This is a genomic window from Weissella sagaensis (assembly GCF_005405285.1).
Classification (GTDB): Bacteria; Bacillota; Bacilli; order Lactobacillales; family Lactobacillaceae; genus Weissella; species Weissella sagaensis.
The window spans coordinates 22,140-38,465 of record NZ_BJDT01000012.1; the positions used below are offsets into that span (position 1 = coordinate 22,140).

Consider the following 16,326-nt stretch of genomic DNA (forward strand, 5'->3'; position numbering starts at 1 on the left):
TGCATTTTCAAAACAGTAACGACTACTGACATAATGGCGCAAAAATGAATAAACAGCTGATAATTTTAGGAGATTAGTTGGCGTATGTATCCAAAATCAATTTGATCTAACATTGTTTCTCGACTTGCTTGATCTAAGCCGAGATAAGTAAGGGTCATAGCCTCACTCGAATGATTCAGTAAGTGCATGACTAACCCAATATTGTAGTTTGACTGTGTATAGACGCGGTAAGCGCCTGTTTTACGCATGGTATGTGTGCCTAGATAGGTCGATACCTAATAGGTCACCAACGCGTGTCATGACCTTGTAAAACTGCTTCTCAGTGATATGACGTTCTGAATGGGCCGTTGAGGGAAATAACCAATCAGAATTGATGTTTTCTTGGACCAGCCAATCATGATATTGCAGCAAGTCTTGTTGCACGGACTTTAAATATAAGGTGTTTGCTTTACCGGTCTTTTTATCATGAATAAAGGCCGTGTGTTTAACAGAGCCATCTGGATTATAGACATCGGATTTCTTTAACGTCATCACATCACTCACCCGCAGCAGGGTGGCTTTCCCAACTTGAAAGATGGTGTAGTTGCGGCGACCCGCCCGAAAACTATCTAATAAGGTGTCTTGCACCATTTTTAAAACGTTTGAGTCTTTGATTGGCAGCACGATTTATTGCACCATTAGCTACTCCTTTAAAGTTAATAATTTGATTAATGATAGCGTATCTGCTATCATGTTGTTATGGAAAAGTTTGAGTTTGATTATTACAATTGGGCTGAATTTGAGCAGTTCTTAGATCAATTACCGGATAAAGATGCTGCTAAATTAATTGCAACCATTCAAAATATCGAAAATAATGGCCTATTGGTTGCGGAAAGACAATTATGGGTAAAAAAGCTAGAAAATAATCTCTATGAAATTCGTTCCAAACGATCTTCAAACATTCAAAGAGCTATTTACTTTCAAGTTAAAGGTAGTCAATACATTATTACTCATGCTTTCACGAAAAAAACGCAAAAGACACCTGAAAATGAAAAGCAAATTGCTCGGAATAGACGCAGTCAGTATTTTAATAAGGAGGAAAATCAATGAGTAAACTTGATGCATACGTTGCCGAACGTAGTAAAAACAATCCTGAATTTGCACAAATTGTTGAGCAAGAAAATATCAATTTAGAGGTAGCTGTAAAAGTTCATGATCTACGTGAAAAGATGGGGTTGAGTCAACGTGAATTTGCTCGTCTGATTGGTAAACCACAATCAACGATTGCACGCATTGAAAATGGTTCGATGAATGCTTCAACAAAAATACTATCCGAGATCGCCCAAGCAACAAAACAACGTTTGACCATTCAATTTAGTCCAGCATTTTAAGATCTATTATAACATTAAACAAAAAAACAGCCCCATTATCTAATCGATAGATAATGGGGCTGTTTTAATAGGTTTTTACAGGGGCAATATAATTATAGACCCTGAATGGAGGGGCATTTTAGTGAGCTCCTAGTCACATATCTAGCTCATAACCAAAGCCCTGGTATTTTCCTTAGAAGTCAATAAATTAATTGGACTGTTTTACTGCGGCACTATATGGCATTTTTTTATTAATGAACGTAGTTATTCAAACTTGTAACTAATTTTTTAATTTCGTCACGAACCTTACGGAATTCTTGTAGTTGTTCTTCTAAAGTTCCTGTGGCTTGCGCTGGGTCAGATAAAGGCCAATGTAAACTTTTGGTTTGAGGGGGAAGCATAGGACATTTATCCTTGGCATCACCACATAAAGTAATAACTAAATCTGAAGTGTTCAAATAATTTAGATCAATTAATTTAGAATAGTGGCTACTAATATCTACTCCATCTTCAGCCATAACTTTAACAGCATTTGGATTTAACCCATGAGTTTCAATCCCTGCACTCTCGATTTGAAACTCATTTGCCGGCAATATTTTTTTTGCATATCCTTCAGCCATTTGACTGCGACAAGAATTGCCTGTGCATAAAAAATAAATTTTTTTCATTTTAACCCCCCTATAATTTTAATTTGTGTAACGCCATTATACACCATAAACTTAAATGCAATGCTTTCACCAACATAGGTGTATAAGTATCAAGGCCTTCTATCTACTTTGAGACGCCCAACTCCTCAGCAAGTTCTCGAATTGTTTTTAATTTATCACTCATGATCTATATCCTGCCTCTTAACAATCTGTAGATACTGTTCAATTGATTTTTTAAGATACTTAGCAATGTTCTTTTTTGAATAGTTATCTTGTTTATCATTGACATACGCTAGAGGCTCTTTAACACCATTTAAGCCACGTATGTCCTTTAATTCGTCGTAGAGTGGATAAACATTTTCCGTAGACCTGACAAAATTGCCGTATCTGTCATTTCTCGTAATTCTTTCATACCAATTTGTTCTTCTCGGCGTCCACCTTTAACACTATAGTACTCGTATTGGTAGTAATTCATCGATAACCAACGATACAAAATAACGGCATATTTACTATTCAATTCAGAAATTTCTGACAAGGCATGTTGCGTAAAATTAGTTTTAAGATTAATTAAATAGGGCATGATTTCAGGACTAAAGCGAATTAATACCTCATCATGATTTAGAAAAACAAATTGAATATTTAGAAAAATTTGGTGCCGAAAAGATTTTTGTTGAAAAAAATCGGGCGCCACAATTGAGCAGCGTCCAGTTTTTCAAGAAGCATTAAATTTTGTTCGAGAAGAAGATACGTTCAAGGTAGAAGCCATTGGGAATCAGCTGTTAGACCGTTTCATCAAAGATTTAATTGTTCAAATATTGGCAATGATATCAGAACAAGAGAGAACTGAATCTAAAAGACGACGAGCGGTTTATTGAAATATTGTTCATGAATTAGAAAAAGGAACTGCAATTTCAAAAATTGCTAAAGAATACGGAGTAACTCGTCAAACTGTTTATAGAATTAAAAACTAAATATTTACAATTGTTCGTCCTAAGTGTTTTCCTTCTTTTAACTGATTTAATGTTTTAGAAAGCTCTTCTAATGTAATTTCGTTTACTAATGTCGTATCTGTAATTTTCCATATTTTTGAAAGATTTCCCCAAATGAAAAGTCTTTTTTCATTAGAAATGTTAACTGAGTCAATTCCTAAAAGATTAATACCTCGTAAAATAAATGGCAGTACTGTGGTTGTCATTTTAATTCCCCCAGCATTACCACAAAGGGAAATAGATCCTTGATAAAAAACGTAAGGAATCAAGTTTGCCACTAATTCTCCTCCAACAGTATCTAAAATGTAGTGGAACTGTTGTTTGTTTAATGGTTTATTTTCAAATTCAAAATCACTCAATAAAATAGTATCGGTGGCACCTAATGTTTTTGCAACTTCAATTTGGTTTTCTTTTCGTACAAGAGCAATAATGTTTTTATATCCTACTTTTGATAAAATTTGCAAAGCTATACTACCAACACCACCAGTCGCACCAGTCACTAAAATCTGTTGATATGAGTCAGCTCTCATACCATTTTTCTCTAGCGCATCAATTGATAGTGCTGCTGTTAATCCAGCAGTTCCCAAAATCATTGCTTCTTTCATACTTAGATTTTCAGGTATCGGAATTATCCATTCTGCGGGAATTTTAGCATATTCAGAAAATCCTCCAGTATGACTCATTCCCATCTTATAACCCGTCACAAGAACTTCTTGTCCTGTTTTAAAATTAGAATTAGAAGATTCTACAACTTCTCCGCTTAAATCAATACCAGGTATCATGGGATAATCTCGAATGACACCACCATTTTTTTGGACCGCTAGCATGTCTTTATAATTTACAGAAGAGTAATGAATCTTAATTAATACTTCACCATTGGATAGATCATCAACTGTAAGATTGTTTTCAATATTATAGTCAACTTCTCCGTCTTTGTAGCTAACAAGTAATGCTTTAAAATTTTTCATAAATTTTTCTTTCTAAATAAAATAGTTTTGTTGCAATGTAAGGTATCTGTGGTCTTGATTATAAAAATATCCATCACCCAAATAAGGAGTCCAGTAGTGGACAACCTAGTAAGTCAGTATTATCGGTATTACTTATTATTTTATCAAACGTATCTGTAGAATAAATATCGCGATCTAATATAATTGATATTGCTAAATAGTTCGAGGCATAATCTTTTTTTAGATACATAGCTAAAAAGTAAATTTGTTTCAAAAGTGTTATAAAAATTCTCTATACACATAGTTTTTCTCTTGGTATTTTCTTTGAATCCAATTTCAAAAACTAGATTTCTAATTACGCAAAAGAACAAAAGATTAAAATATAAAAGATAAACTTATAATAGCCTGCGCCTTTTTCATGTTGAAAAATAAAATCGACAAATTGTCCATACCTAATTTGAGCCAGGTGTTTTTTACCCAGAATAAGGGGTATGACTTACTAACCCAGGACATTATATCTACATACGAGTTTAACGTATCTATCGACAATACAATCACTAGTATATTCTGAAAATCGTATTACTCAAAACAGTGATGGCTAGTCATTTTATTAAATGGCCATCGAATCACAAAATAATGGAATTACACCTTAAAAAAGTTCAATGTACAAGCAATTATTTGCAAGAGTCATAACCGAATAAAATGAGGGTAATGCGCACCTACACCCTTGACGCCTGTCAATGGTAGTTTGCCAAGGATTTCATCCTTGGCTTTTCTGGTATCAGAAGGCTAGTGCCAACAATTAATTAATCATATTATGTAGGGTCCAATGGCTATAAGGTAAGCGGGCACTCATCGTAATTAACCATGGATGATTGATGTTTTATTGGACCAAACAATCATGATATTGAATCAAATATTGTTTAACGGGTTTTAAATATAATGTATCCGCTTTACCTGTCTTTTTTTTCATGAATAAATGATGTATTTTTGACAGAGACATCTGATTTTTTAAGGTCATAATATCACTCACACGTAGTAGAGTTTCCTTACAAACTTGAAAAACGGTGTAATTTCGACGATGCTTAACCCTAAAATACAAGATTATGAACAAATAAAGTATGGACTATCTGGCAATGTTTTTGTAATTAAGGTAAAAAAATTGGGTAAATTATATTAATACTATGATTTTTAAATCAGCCTAGTCAATTTAATTTCAGTAAAAAACAATCAAAAGTTATTGCAAACTTTTGATTGTTTTTTTTAGTAAGTTTGCTATAAATGAAAAACTTACTTTTATAACATTCGTAATCCTAGTCCGAAGCCACTCAAAATACCACGACGATTCACCATAGAAATAAGTTTTGTAACCGATGTAGGAACACCTTGATGTGATTTACGAACTACTTTTGAGATGCCATCAGTAAAGCGAGGGATTTCAAGGCCTTTCAACTGATTTTTGGCTCATTTTTCTTGATAAGTTATTAAAAAAAATCCTAATTCACTGTCTTGACCTACGTCATTAATGGCTAAAGCGAATTGATTTAATAAATCTTTTTGGCTCATTTTTCGGACTCTCCTAGTATCAGTATTTATAACAATTACCATCCATGAATAGAATTGATGAACGCATTTCCAAGTGCACGACCTGTTTCACTAGCTGTAGGATTCATGCGCCCATTTCTCCAAGTAAATCCAGTACTTTTCTTCATTTCTGGATCAGAAATAGTATATTTATTAAAATTCATATTTTTTAGTTTTGTTTCTAATTATAGGCATAAATAGCATAAATTAAAAATATTAAATCTAAAAAAATAGGGTTAATAGGAACATTATTGTTAGTTTCTGTTTTACAGAAATTGTAACCACCAAATGAGACTATTATATGTTACATGTAATAGCATTGGGTAATAATATTCTTTTGTGTTATATATGCAACAGCCAAAAAATCCCCAAAGCCTAACGTAAATAATAATTGACCGATCAAAACAAGTACACTACTAGTGATTACTACTATTCCCTGTAAACCAACTACATGCGTTTTTTTGGTAACAATTTTAATAAATCTACACTGGTATGGACTATAACCAAGATTATCAGAATGATATAAAAGGAATTACCTGAGGTGAGCTTGTTTTCGACCATCATATAAATTAATAACATGATGGCGCACAATAAGAAAATAATATTAAGGATAGCATCCGCGATACCTGATACTTTCTTTTCAAGTAATATGTCTTTATAGTTTTTATCTTCCCTAATTAGCTCATCCAATGAAATACTGTATAAATCTGAAATCATAATAATATTAGAGATATCGGGATAACTTTTCCCACGTTCCCAATTAGATACAGCTTGATATGATACGTGTAAGCTTTTAGCCATGTTTTCTTGTGACATCTTTTTGTTTTCACGAATGATTTTTATTTTTTCACCTATTTGCATATGCTAAACTCCCACCTTTTATAATCTTTAATACAGAGCATAGCAAAGTTCAGGTTAATAAGTCACTAAAGTATTGCTTGAGTCTAATGATCTATGCTTTTTAGCTATAAAACCTTAGCTATAACTACAACTATAACTGTAGTTATAGCTAATGAGTTCAACCAAAATCAATTTGATTCAACATAGTCTCACGGCTGGCTTGATCTAAACCAAGGTAAGCCAATGTCATGGCCGCACTAGAATGATTCAATAAGTGCATGACTAAGCCAATATTATAATATTTTTACTTATTTAGAACTATTTTATAAACTTGATGGACGTCAAGTTTATATCTCCCAAAAGTTAATACACTTTAGTTGAACTAAAATTAAGGGAGAAATCATATGCAACATAATATTCTTAAACATAAAAATAAAATTATGAGTATCAGTGGCTTACTCATTGCCTTAGGACTAATCGCACACTTTATTTTTGCCAATACAATAATTTCTAATAGTGCTTTTATTATAGCTTCGATATTAGGCGTTACCCCCATTTCTTTACAGGCTTATCAGGCTATGAAGGTAAAAGTAGTAAGTATTGATGTTTTAGTAACGATAGCGGTCATCGGTGCTCTCTTTATTCAAAATTATGAAGAATCAGCAATTGTTACTTTTTTATTTTTATTTGGATCATATTTAGAACAACGAACACTTAACCGAACACGATCAGCTATTAAAGAGTTGACGGAAATGGCTCCAGAAACTGCTTTTAAGCAATTGACAGGGGGACAATTTGCAGAAGTAGATATTGATGAAGTAGAAGAAGGGGATATTCTCCTAGTAAAGACTGGTGCCAAGATTCCCGTAGATGGTCGGGTAACTACTGGAAAAGGATATGTAAATGAGGCTAATATCACAGGTGAATCTTTACCTTTAAAGAAAGAAAAAGACGATGAAGTATTTGCCGGTACTATTATGGACAATGGTACTATTCAAATAGTGGCTGATAGAGTAGGGGAAGATTCTACATTTGGAAAAATTATTGAGTTGGTAGAAGAAGCACAGGATTCTAAATCAGAAGCAGAACGATTTATTGACCAGTTTTCTCGCTGGTATACACCTGCAGTACTTACAATTGGGCTGTTTGTTTGGGTATTAACCAAAGATACAGAACTTGCGATTACCGTATTAGTACTTGGTTGCCCAGGAGCCTTGGTAATTGGTGTACCTGTTTCAAATGTTGCGGGGATAGGAAATGGCGCAAAAAATGGTGTTTTATTTAAAGGTTCTGAAGTGATTAGTCATTTTGCCGATGCAGATACAGTGTTATTCGATAAAACAGGTACCTTAACTGAAGGAAAGCCTGAAGTGAGCGATATTATTTATTATGGAAATAATCAGGAGGAGGATTTATCTCTATTGCTTTCAGTTGAAAGTGAGTCTGATCATCCATTAGCTGTCGCTATTGTAAATAAATTAGCACAATATAAAGTAAGGCCTATAGAAAATACACAGGTTGTAAAAGGTGGGGGCGTAATTGCTCACGTAGATGGGCACATTGTTTCAGTAGGGAATAAAACCTTAATGAAACAAGAAAGTATACCGCTATCTGATGATGTTCTTAAAAAATTGAATAAATTAGAAAGAACCGGTAATTCAATTGTATTAACGGCAGTTGATCATAAGTTAATCATGTTAATGGGTATCCGCGACAAAGTTCGACCAGGTGTTAAGCAGGACTTACAAAAATTAAAATCACTTGGTATTAAAAATCTCATTGTATTATCAGGTGATAACCAAGGTACAGTTAATTCAGTTAAAAAGGAACTAGGTTTAACCGAAGCCCATGGTGATATGCTACCAGAGGACAAGCAAGCATTTCTAAAAAGACGACAGGACTCAGGTGAAATAGTTGTTTTTATCGGTGACGGAGTTAATGACAGTCCCTCTCTGGCTACTGCAGAGGTAGGTATAGCTATGGGGAATGGAACAGATGTCGCAATTGAAAGTTCAGATATTGTCTTAATGAATTCTAACTTTAACCGCCTTCCTCATGCTTTAGGCCTAGCAAAAGGAACATATGCGAATATGCGACAAAATATTCTAATTGCTGTTGGAGTCGTAATAATACTATTGGTTAGTTTAATATTTAGTGAATGGATGTCCATGTCAATTGGGATGTTGGTTCATGAGGCCAGTATTTTAGTAGTTATTTTAAATGCAATGAGATTAAGAGGTTATCAATTAAGATAATTGATCTATATCAAGTATTTTAAAAAGAATGGCCTATATAATTTATTTAAAGGAGTGATAGATATGACTAAAGCAACATTAAAATTAGAAACACTAACTTGTCCATCATGTTTACAAAAAATCGAACGTGGTTTAAAACAAACTGCCGGTGTAAAAAAGGATTCTGTAAAAGTACTTTTCAATGCAAGTAAGGTAAAAGTGGATTTTGATGAAAATCAGGTCAATTTGAATACAATTGAAAAAGCAATTGAAGACTTAGGATACCCAGTAATTAGTTCAAAAGTAAAGGAAGGTGCATAAAATGACAACGGTAAATGAAAGGCAAGAAAAATTAGCTGCCGAACAAGCATATAAAGAACACATTCATCATACTAAGATTAATTCTGCAGCTGTTACAGATCATATACTTGCTAATATTCATACATTACATGTAAAATTGCATCAATATCATTGGTATGTAAAAGGCAAAAATTTCTATGCATTGCATAATGTTTTTGAAAATTTATATAACGAGAATGAGGCATGGTTTGATAAAATTGCAGAACGTTTACTAGCGTCAGGATTTAAGCCAGCATCAACAACTACTGAATTTCAAGAATTTACAACGATTTCTGAAGATTCTTCGGAAAAATATTACACTGCTGATGAGATGGTCTTACAGATAGTAGAAGATTTTAGATCTAATCGTGAATTTACTATTCGTGCAATTCGCTTAGCACAGGAAGAAGAAAATGATGCTTTGGAAGATTCACTAATTAGTTATAAAGCTTATTTAGACGTAAATATTTGGCAACTTCAAGCATTTATTAATAAGGATGCCTTAGAAGACGATGACTATATAGATAACGATTAATTAGGAGGAAAACGGTATGGCAAACCATAATCATCATAGTCATGTAGATTGTATACGTTTAGTGCCGATTTTCAATCATCTCAATGATGAACAAATGCATCTAATTGCTCAATCAGCGAATGAAGTACAATACGTAAAGAATGAGCTATTATTTAGGTTTGGTGATAAAGATGACACATTATATATCATAAACAATGGACGTGTACGTATTTATAGCCTAAGTGAGTCTGGTCGTGAGCAAACCATACGTATCCTACATCCGGGTGATTTTATGGGGGAAGTTGCTGTTTTACAGACTGAAGGTTATCATTCGAATTATGCTGAAGCAATATCGGAAACAAGTATTTGTAGGATTCATAAAAAGGATTTAGATCAATATTTAGATCTCTATCCAGAAATCATGCGACGAATATTATCGGATATTACAAAACGGCTACAGTTATCAGAAAAACAAACTGTGCAAGTCAGTATTGAACCTGTTGAAGCTCGAATTATTGATTTTCTATCAGAAAATGTTGAAGATGAAAAAAACCATACTTATGTGACTTTACCCATGTCAAAAAAAGATTTGGCTACTTACCTGGGGACAACTCCAGAAACAATAAGCCGTAAGTTCTCATCATTGGAAGAGAGAGGTCTAATTAAACGGCATACCCAAAAATGTGTTGAGATATTTGATTTAGATGAATTATTATTTGTATCAAGTTAAGTCGATTTATACTTAAAAATAAGGATATTGATCTGAATGCATACCAAACATTAATTGAAGTCCAAGCAGCCATTGGTTGATATATCAATTTTTATAATCGCAATCGCATCTCAATTATCACTAAGCAACTGAATAAAAATAGTCCAATTATTCAGTATGCTTTTGATGTAATTATCCAAAATCAATTTGATCTAACATGGTTTCCCGACTCGCTTGGTCTAAGCCAAGGTAAGTTAACGTCATAGCTTCACTAGAATGATTCAGTAAGTGCATGACTAAGCCAATGTTGTAATTTGACTGTGTATAGACACGATAAGCTCCGGTTTTACGCATGGTATGTGTGCCGAGATAGTTGATACCTAATAAATCTCCAACGCGTGCCATGATTTTATAAAACTGCTTCTCAGTGATATGACGATCTGGATGGGCTGTTGAGGGAAATAACCAATCCGAATTTATATTTTCTTGGACCAGCCAATCATGATACTGCAGTAAGTCTTGTTGAACGGGCTTTAAATATAATGTGTTTGCTTTACCTGTCTTTTTATCATGAATAAAGGCCGTGTGTTTAACAGATCCATCCGGATTATAGACATCTGATTTTCTTAACGTCATGACATCACTCACCCGTAGTAGGGTGGCTTTGCCAACTTGAAAGATGGTGTAGTTACGGCGACCCGCCCGAAAACTATCTAATAAGGTGTCTTGCACCATTTTTAAGACGTTAGAGTCTTTGATTGGGAGTACGATTTGTTGCACCATAATATTTTTACCTTTCTGGTTCCCATTATTATTTGATTTAATCATATCTTAGCATTCAGAATAAACATTCATACATTTGATTATCTCGGATTATGATTTAGAAATAAAGCAGTCCGTACTTCCCATATACATTTTCCCGTAATCAGGTTATTTCTTAAAAAATACGTAGCTATAAAAAAGACTTGATGAAATATAATCATCAAGTCTTTTTCAAAAATGAAAAGCTTATTACATATCGAAATATGTCGCATTATAATAATTTTCAACAGTTTTTGATAATTCAGAGAGTTTTAACAGCTACCATGTTTTATAGTAATTTACTCTCGGTAAGTAGCTCTTCGATAAACGTTCCCTTTATCTTCTTTTTTAGAGCTACTTTAGCTAGTTTAGGGATTCCTAAATTAGCCTCATCAATGGTTTTTTTATCTCCCATATAGTAGATGGCTTTAAGTAGTTCTCGAATATCATAAATGGATCCATAAACTTCAGGAACAGCGCGTTCAACTTCAAGCAAAGCATAGACAGATTCCATGGCTGTCCTAATGGAATATTCGGTAGTAAATACGGTGTCATTACTAGGTGACTCTGCGAAATTACCAATAAAGGCTAAATTAACAGACCCTTTAGGCACAATATCTGGCCTATCACCCGCAATTCGGGGCATAAAGTATGACGTAATAAATGGCATAAATACTGGAACGGTATTTACATTGTTTTGGTTAGACAATTGTTTGATTTTGGCCTCAGGGACCCCAAGGTGATAAAGGAATTCTTGCGTAATTTCTTCCCCAGAACTTTCTACAATGGTCTTATCAACAAAATTTCCTTTGGTATCTGAATATAGTCCATATATCCATACAATTGTTTCATTTTCCTTTTGTTCTTTGAAATGTGGCTGCCTGTGAACAGCAAAACTCATCAACCAGTTCGAATCGGTTATGGTAATGATTCCACCACTATTAATTTTGTGATCATGCAAATCACGATTGGTTAGACGTTCAATGTAGGGTTCAATTTCTGGTGATTTTATAGTGGCTGTCGCTGACACGAACCAACTTTTTTCAGGTAGGTTATCATAGAATACTTCTGGATGACCGAAATCATTAGATTGTTCTGCCAGATTCTTCCACAGTGACCAACTACCACCCAACTCTTTTGATATAGGAGCGGGTTTATCATGGCTCCCATATGTTGAACTTTCTGTAATAGAACCATTTGTAACGAATACAAGATCATCCCGTGATAGGCTAACATCATCACCATCCTGGATCACGAGTTTTTTTGCAATTTTTTCGTCATTTTCAAAATCTACCACAACATTATTAACTTGTGTATCATAGATGAATTCGACATTATATGACTCTAAATACTTTATAATTGGTAGAACCATAGACTCATACTGATTGTACCTATTGAACTTTAGGGCGCTAAAATCAGGTAGTCCATCAATATGATGAATAAATCGCATTGTGTATCGACGCATCTCAACTGCAGAATGCCACTTTTCAAAAGCAAACATAGTTGCCCAGTACATCCAAAAATTACTTTCAAAGAACTCATTTGAGAAAAATTCCTCAATAGTCGTCTTACCCAGTTTTGACTCAGGAGTTAAAACTAAATCTATTAATTCTTTAGATTGTTCATCCAAAGTATACAGTCCATCCGTTGGGACGCGTTGTCCCCGATTATAAATTAGGCGAGTGTTAGATGAATTTGGATCATCCTTATCTAGCCAATAAAATTCATCTAAGTAAGAGGCGTCTTCAATTTCTAAAGAAGGAATTGATCGATACATGTCCCACATAGTTTCAAAATGATTTTCCATTTCTCGACCACCACGTGTCACAAATCCGATATTGGTACGCTTTTCTCCATCTAGCGATCCACCCGGAGTAGGCAATTCCTCATATATATGAATTTTTTCCCCGGACATTTGTCCATCGCGCACCAAGAAAACAGCGGTTGCCAATCCGGCCAGCCCTCCTCCAATAATATACGCTGATTTTTGATCCACATTCTTGGGCTTTCTTGGACGTGCAAAAGCTTCATAATTTCCGTTAGAATATCGCATAATTGCCTCCTTTTACTACGCTTTATGTTGATATACTCTATTTTAAAAATGACTCTTGTTGGTATTCAGGGTTAGGATGTTCATAAAATCCCATGAACTGCCTTTGAAAGGCAACTTGTTCACCTGAAATGCCACCACCTGCAACAGTTACATTTTTATAAATATGTTTCCTCCTATCAATGATTTAATAGGTTAATCATAGCACTAAGAGAAAGTGCTTTCAAAAAATAGCCACTAAAGTGAAACAATCACTTTAGTGGCTGCAATCACCATGAATAATCGGTGTGGTTTTGAAAGATGTGAGTCTTTAATTAGCAGGCAAATTTGTTGCATCGTATCATAATTCATATATAACAGTCTGACTATAAAGTTACGAAAAATGTAGCGACATTAACGGGTTATTATTATTCATAACCCCATACTACACAATTAGCCAAAATCAATTTGATCTAACATAGTTTCTCGACTGGCTTGATCTAACCCAAGATAAGTGAGCGTCATGGCCTCACTTGAGTGATTCAATAAATGCATGACTAAGCCTATATTGTAATTTGATTGCGTATAAACACGATAGGCACCTGTTTTACGCATGGTATGTGTACCTAGATATTTGATGCCTAATAGATCACCAACGCGTGCCATAATCTTGTAAAACTGCTTCTCAGTAATGTGACGGTCTGGATCTGACGTCGAGGGGAATAGCCAGTCCGAGTTGATATTTTCTTGGACCAGCCAATCATGATATTGCAGTAAGTTTTGTTGGACAGGCTTTAAATACAATGTATTCGCTTTACCCGTCTTTTTATCATGAATAAAGGACGTGTGTTTAACAGAGCCATCTGGATTATAGACATCGGATTTCTTTAACGTCATCACATCACTCACCCGCAGCAGGGTGGCTTTGCCAACTTGAAAGATGGTGTAGTTACGGCGACCTGCCCGAAAACTATCTAGTAAGGTGTCTTGCACCATTTTTAAGACGTTAGAGTCTTTGATTGGGAGTACGATTTGTTGCATATCTATTTAACCTCAATAATAGAACAGTCCTTGCCTATAATTGGTTCACTTTTGTGAATGAATGACCAATTATTTTTATCGTAGTGGTAGATTGTAAAATTAATCCGAACGCTGTTCGGACAAAAAAGATCAGCTTCCATCATAAAGGACTCCCCGCGGGGCTGCAATCAGGAGTCATTACTTCAACTGTTTTTGTTCATTATAGAAATTACGGTAAGCTAAATAGCACGCAATGATTGACCCCAAACTAGTCGCTGATAAGAGCATGAACGTGACCATAATTTGATACCTAATGGCCCGTACTGGATCGACCCCTGCAAAGATCAAACCGGACATCATCCCTGGCAGACTGACTAGACCCACGGTCTTTGCCGAATCAATGGTTGGTGACATCCCCGTACGAATCGCCTCACGCACGATGGCAATCGAAGCATCAAGTAGACCAGCCCCTAACGCCAACCGTTCAAGCACACCTTGCCGCTGGTCATGAAACTGACTATTGAGGCTGCGATAAGCCAGCCCAATTGCGACCATTGAATTCGACGCAATCATACCAGAAATGGGAATCATTTGTGATGGCACAAACATAATCGCACCAGATAGCACGAGGACGCCGAGTGTTACCCCCGTACTAACAAAAATGGCTAATAACGAAATGGCTAATGCATGGTCAATCCCCGGCCCCCGTTTTTTCGCATTCCAAGCCGCATTGAAGATAATGAAGCCTATCATCGCCAGCGTTAGCCACAAATTGTTGACTCGGAAAATATACTTTAGCAAGTAACCCACGATAAATAGTTGTACAACAGCCCGCACGACACCAATGACGATGTCCCTATCCAAGCCAAGTTTCTGCCACAAACTAATTCCTAACGCGACGAGCACTAACATTGCCGCCAAAAATAGCGACGTATTATTAACTGCTAAATTCATGCGTGTACCTCCAATCTGCCAGCAACCACTTTCGCTAATTGATCTGCCGCAGCAATCTCTGTCGCATCATGAGTAATCATGATCGTTGTCACGTGATCCTGCTCATTTAACTGTCGTAACCAGGCGTGCACGATTTGCTTATTATTTTCATCCAAACCAGCTGTCACCTCATCTAATAACAACACTTTTGGTAAGAATAAGATGTTGCGAATCAGCGCGACCCGCTGCCGTTCACCACCGGAAAGCTCGATAATCGGCTGATGCAGGGTTCGTTCGGACAGCCCAACATTATTTAACGCCGTTACCACTCGTTGCGTATCCATGACTTGCTTACGAATTTGGTACGGGAAAGCTAAGTTATCTGCCACCGTCTCACCAAATAACGTCGGTTGTTGGAAACAATATGAGACTTGCCGCCGATACATGATTGGGTCATAACTTTCAATCGGCTGCCCATCAAAAAGCAAGGTCCCACTTGTTTTAGAAATCATGGCCGCAATGATCCGTAATAACGTACTTTTCCCACCACCGGATGGTCCCGTTAATGTAATATGAGCCCCAGCTGGAATCTGCCAATCAACATCATGTAAAATATGTTGATCAGCGATTTGATAATTAATTTTTTCTAAACTAATCAATGAATTCATATGCCCACCCCCGATCGCACAATGATCGGCGCCGACAACAGCCGGATGAAAAAGTGCTCAGAAGTCAATAAATTGGACTTATCTGTTTGATGTATTAATACACGAACCTGTGTAGCCATTGGCAAATCCATATGAATCATACCTGAGTCAAAGTGTTCCGTATAACTACGGAGGAGTTCTAATTGAACTTTTAATTTATCATTATTTTCCTTGATCGATCGTTTTTGTCTAGACATACGTTTTCTCCTATCTAGGGAGTATTATATCATTTTATAAAAAAACAACCCCCGTTATCTAACTATTAGATAATAGTTGCTGTTTTAATAGTCTTTTAGAGGGGTCATTATATAATAATAGCCCCTGAATGGAAGGGCATTTTAGTGAGTGCCTAGTCACATATCTAGCTCATAACCAAAGTCCTGGTATTTTCCTTAGAAGTCAATAAATTAATTGGACTGTTTTACTGCGGCACTATATGGCATTTTTTTATTAATGAACGTAGTTATTCAAACTTGTAACTAATTTTTTAATTTCATCACGAACCTTACGGAATTCTTGTAGTTGTTCTTCTAAAGTTCCTGTGGCTTGCGCTGGGTCAGATAAAGGCCAGTGTAAACTCTTGGTTTGAGGGGGAAGCATAGGACATTTATCCTTGGCATCACCACATAAAGTAATAACTAAATCTGAAGTGTTCAAATAATTTAGATCAATTAATTTAGAGAG

General features: G+C 35.4%; 16 protein-coding genes and 3 pseudogenes. 7 read left to right on the plus strand and 12 right to left on the minus strand.

Annotated elements, in window-relative coordinates; genetic code table 11:
* Nucleotides 1–65: 65 nt before the first annotated feature.
* Nucleotides 66–630: pseudogene (locus FFM55_RS09090) on the minus strand (tyrosine-type recombinase/integrase).
* 108 nt (nucleotides 631–738) lie between these two features.
* On the opposite strand from FFM55_RS09090, the gene FFM55_RS09095 reads away from it, so the two are divergent.
* On the plus strand, nucleotides 739–1,089 hold the full coding sequence (locus tag FFM55_RS09095) for a type II toxin-antitoxin system RelE/ParE family toxin (RefSeq protein WP_042493577.1): 351 nt from the start codon (nucleotides 739–741) through the stop codon (nucleotides 1,087–1,089).
* Entirely contained in the window at nucleotides 1,086–1,370 is a 285-nt protein-coding gene (locus FFM55_RS09100; RefSeq protein WP_042493575.1) for a helix-turn-helix domain-containing protein, read from the plus strand. The genes FFM55_RS09095 and FFM55_RS09100 overlap by 4 nt, the downstream gene beginning before the upstream one ends.
* A 230-nt stretch (nucleotides 1,371–1,600) precedes the next feature.
* Here the strand turns inward: FFM55_RS09100 and arsC are convergent, their stop codons facing one another.
* Complete coding sequence (gene arsC / locus FFM55_RS09105; RefSeq protein ID WP_042493572.1) at nucleotides 1,601–2,017, minus strand: arsenate reductase (thioredoxin); 417 nt, start codon at nucleotides 2,015–2,017, stop codon at nucleotides 1,601–1,603.
* A gap of 155 nt (nucleotides 2,018–2,172) precedes the next feature.
* A pseudogene (locus FFM55_RS09110) lies at nucleotides 2,173–2,669 on the minus strand (RepB family plasmid replication initiator protein); the annotation flags it as partial.
* Nucleotides 2,670–2,913: 244 nt separating this feature from the next.
* Between FFM55_RS09110 and FFM55_RS10170 the strand changes: the two are divergent.
* Complete coding sequence (locus tag FFM55_RS10170; protein WP_371862362.1) at nucleotides 2,914–2,967, plus strand: helix-turn-helix domain-containing protein; 54 nt, start codon at nucleotides 2,914–2,916, stop codon at nucleotides 2,965–2,967.
* Here FFM55_RS10170 and FFM55_RS09120 read toward each other — a convergent pair.
* The 3 genes and pseudogenes from FFM55_RS09120 to FFM55_RS09130 form a co-directional block, all read right to left on the minus strand.
* The gene (locus FFM55_RS09120; RefSeq protein ID WP_042493570.1) at nucleotides 2,964–3,953 is read right to left on the minus strand and encodes a YhdH/YhfP family quinone oxidoreductase; all 990 of its coding nucleotides are present in this window, start codon (nucleotides 3,951–3,953) and stop codon (nucleotides 2,964–2,966) included. The genes FFM55_RS10170 and FFM55_RS09120 overlap by 4 nt on opposite strands.
* An 865-nt stretch (nucleotides 3,954–4,818) precedes the next feature.
* Nucleotides 4,819–5,013: pseudogene (locus FFM55_RS10125) on the minus strand (site-specific integrase); the annotation flags it as partial.
* 950 nt (nucleotides 5,014–5,963) lie between these two features.
* Entirely contained in the window at nucleotides 5,964–6,377 is a 414-nt protein-coding gene (locus FFM55_RS09130; RefSeq protein ID WP_042493568.1) for a helix-turn-helix domain-containing protein, read from the minus strand.
* A 383-nt stretch (nucleotides 6,378–6,760) separates the two neighbouring features.
* On the opposite strand from FFM55_RS09130, the gene FFM55_RS09135 reads away from it, so the two are divergent.
* The 4 genes from FFM55_RS09135 (at nucleotide 6,761) to FFM55_RS09150 (ending at nucleotide 10,173) form a co-directional block, all read left to right on the plus strand.
* The gene (locus FFM55_RS09135; protein WP_137600969.1) at nucleotides 6,761–8,611 is read left to right on the plus strand and encodes a heavy metal translocating P-type ATPase; all 1,851 of its coding nucleotides are present in this window, start codon (nucleotides 6,761–6,763) and stop codon (nucleotides 8,609–8,611) included.
* 63 nt (nucleotides 8,612–8,674) lie between these two features.
* On the plus strand, nucleotides 8,675–8,911 hold the full coding sequence (locus FFM55_RS09140; protein ID WP_004909683.1) for a heavy-metal-associated domain-containing protein: 237 nt from the start codon (nucleotides 8,675–8,677) through the stop codon (nucleotides 8,909–8,911).
* Nucleotide 8,912: 1 nt separating this feature from the next.
* The gene (locus FFM55_RS09145) at nucleotides 8,913–9,464 is read left to right on the plus strand and encodes a Dps family protein (protein ID WP_042493564.1); all 552 of its coding nucleotides are present in this window, start codon (nucleotides 8,913–8,915) and stop codon (nucleotides 9,462–9,464) included.
* A gap of 16 nt (nucleotides 9,465–9,480) precedes the next feature.
* A complete protein-coding gene (locus FFM55_RS09150; protein ID WP_042493561.1) occupies nucleotides 9,481–10,173 on the plus strand; it encodes a Crp/Fnr family transcriptional regulator in 693 nt (230 codons plus the stop codon).
* A 171-nt stretch (nucleotides 10,174–10,344) separates the two neighbouring features.
* Here the strand turns inward: FFM55_RS09150 and FFM55_RS09155 are convergent, their stop codons facing one another.
* The 6 genes from FFM55_RS09155 to FFM55_RS09185 all read right to left on the minus strand — a co-directional run.
* Nucleotides 10,345–10,935 (minus strand): site-specific integrase, encoded by a 591-nt coding sequence (locus FFM55_RS09155; RefSeq protein WP_042493602.1) that lies wholly within the window; start codon nucleotides 10,933–10,935, stop codon nucleotides 10,345–10,347.
* A gap of 307 nt (nucleotides 10,936–11,242) precedes the next feature.
* The gene (locus tag FFM55_RS09160) at nucleotides 11,243–13,006 is read right to left on the minus strand and encodes an oleate hydratase (protein WP_137600970.1); all 1,764 of its coding nucleotides are present in this window, start codon (nucleotides 13,004–13,006) and stop codon (nucleotides 11,243–11,245) included.
* Nucleotides 13,007–13,435: 429 nt separating this feature from the next.
* A complete protein-coding gene (locus tag FFM55_RS09165; protein ID WP_042493557.1) occupies nucleotides 13,436–14,023 on the minus strand; it encodes a site-specific integrase in 588 nt (195 codons plus the stop codon).
* Between the two features lie 177 nt (nucleotides 14,024–14,200).
* Nucleotides 14,201–14,956 carry an ABC transporter permease gene (locus FFM55_RS09170; RefSeq protein ID WP_042493555.1) on the minus strand — a complete coding sequence of 252 codons (756 nt, stop codon included), beginning with the start codon at nucleotides 14,954–14,956 and terminating at the stop codon, nucleotides 14,201–14,203.
* Nucleotides 14,953–15,603, minus strand: coding sequence for an ABC transporter ATP-binding protein (locus FFM55_RS09175; RefSeq protein WP_042493553.1), 651 nt, complete (start codon nucleotides 15,601–15,603; stop codon nucleotides 14,953–14,955). Before FFM55_RS09175 ends, FFM55_RS09170 begins: the two co-directional genes overlap by 4 nt.
* Nucleotides 15,604–16,092: 489 nt before the next feature.
* Nucleotides 16,093–16,326: low molecular weight phosphatase family protein (locus FFM55_RS09185; protein WP_507772744.1), on the minus strand; the 234-nt coding region annotated here is incomplete at its 5' end.

Excerpts from the sequence above, each read along its gene's own strand:
- FFM55_RS09145 (WP_042493564.1), top strand. The coding sequence starts at position 8,913 with ATGACAACGGTAAATGAAAGGCAAGAAAAATTAGCTGCCGAACAAGCA.
- FFM55_RS09170 (WP_042493555.1), bottom strand. The coding sequence starts at position 14,956 with ATGAATTTAGCAGTTAATAATACGTCGCTATTTTTGGCGGCAATGTTA.
- FFM55_RS09100 (WP_042493575.1), top strand. The coding sequence starts at position 1,086 with ATGAGTAAACTTGATGCATACGTTGCCGAACGTAGTAAAAACAATCCT.
- FFM55_RS09175 (WP_042493553.1), bottom strand. The coding sequence starts at position 15,603 with ATGAATTCATTGATTAGTTTAGAAAAAATTAATTATCAAATCGCTGAT.
- arsC (WP_042493572.1), bottom strand. The coding sequence starts at position 2,017 with ATGAAAAAAATTTATTTTTTATGCACAGGCAATTCTTGTCGCAGTCAA.
- FFM55_RS09155 (WP_042493602.1), bottom strand. The coding sequence starts at position 10,935 with ATGGTGCAACAAATCGTACTCCCAATCAAAGACTCTAACGTCTTAAAA.
- FFM55_RS09160 (WP_137600970.1), bottom strand. The coding sequence starts at position 13,006 with ATGCGATATTCTAACGGAAATTATGAAGCTTTTGCACGTCCAAGAAAG.
- FFM55_RS09140 (WP_004909683.1), top strand. The coding sequence starts at position 8,675 with ATGACTAAAGCAACATTAAAATTAGAAACACTAACTTGTCCATCATGT.
- FFM55_RS09165 (WP_042493557.1), bottom strand. The coding sequence starts at position 14,023 with ATGCAACAAATCGTACTCCCAATCAAAGACTCTAACGTCTTAAAAATG.
- FFM55_RS09150 (WP_042493561.1), top strand. The coding sequence starts at position 9,481 with ATGGCAAACCATAATCATCATAGTCATGTAGATTGTATACGTTTAGTG.
- FFM55_RS09135 (WP_137600969.1), top strand. The coding sequence starts at position 6,761 with ATGCAACATAATATTCTTAAACATAAAAATAAAATTATGAGTATCAGT.
- FFM55_RS09120 (WP_042493570.1), bottom strand. The coding sequence starts at position 3,953 with ATGAAAAATTTTAAAGCATTACTTGTTAGCTACAAAGACGGAGAAGTT.
- FFM55_RS09095 (WP_042493577.1), top strand. The coding sequence starts at position 739 with ATGGAAAAGTTTGAGTTTGATTATTACAATTGGGCTGAATTTGAGCAG.
- FFM55_RS09130 (WP_042493568.1), bottom strand. The coding sequence starts at position 6,377 with ATGCAAATAGGTGAAAAAATAAAAATCATTCGTGAAAACAAAAAGATG.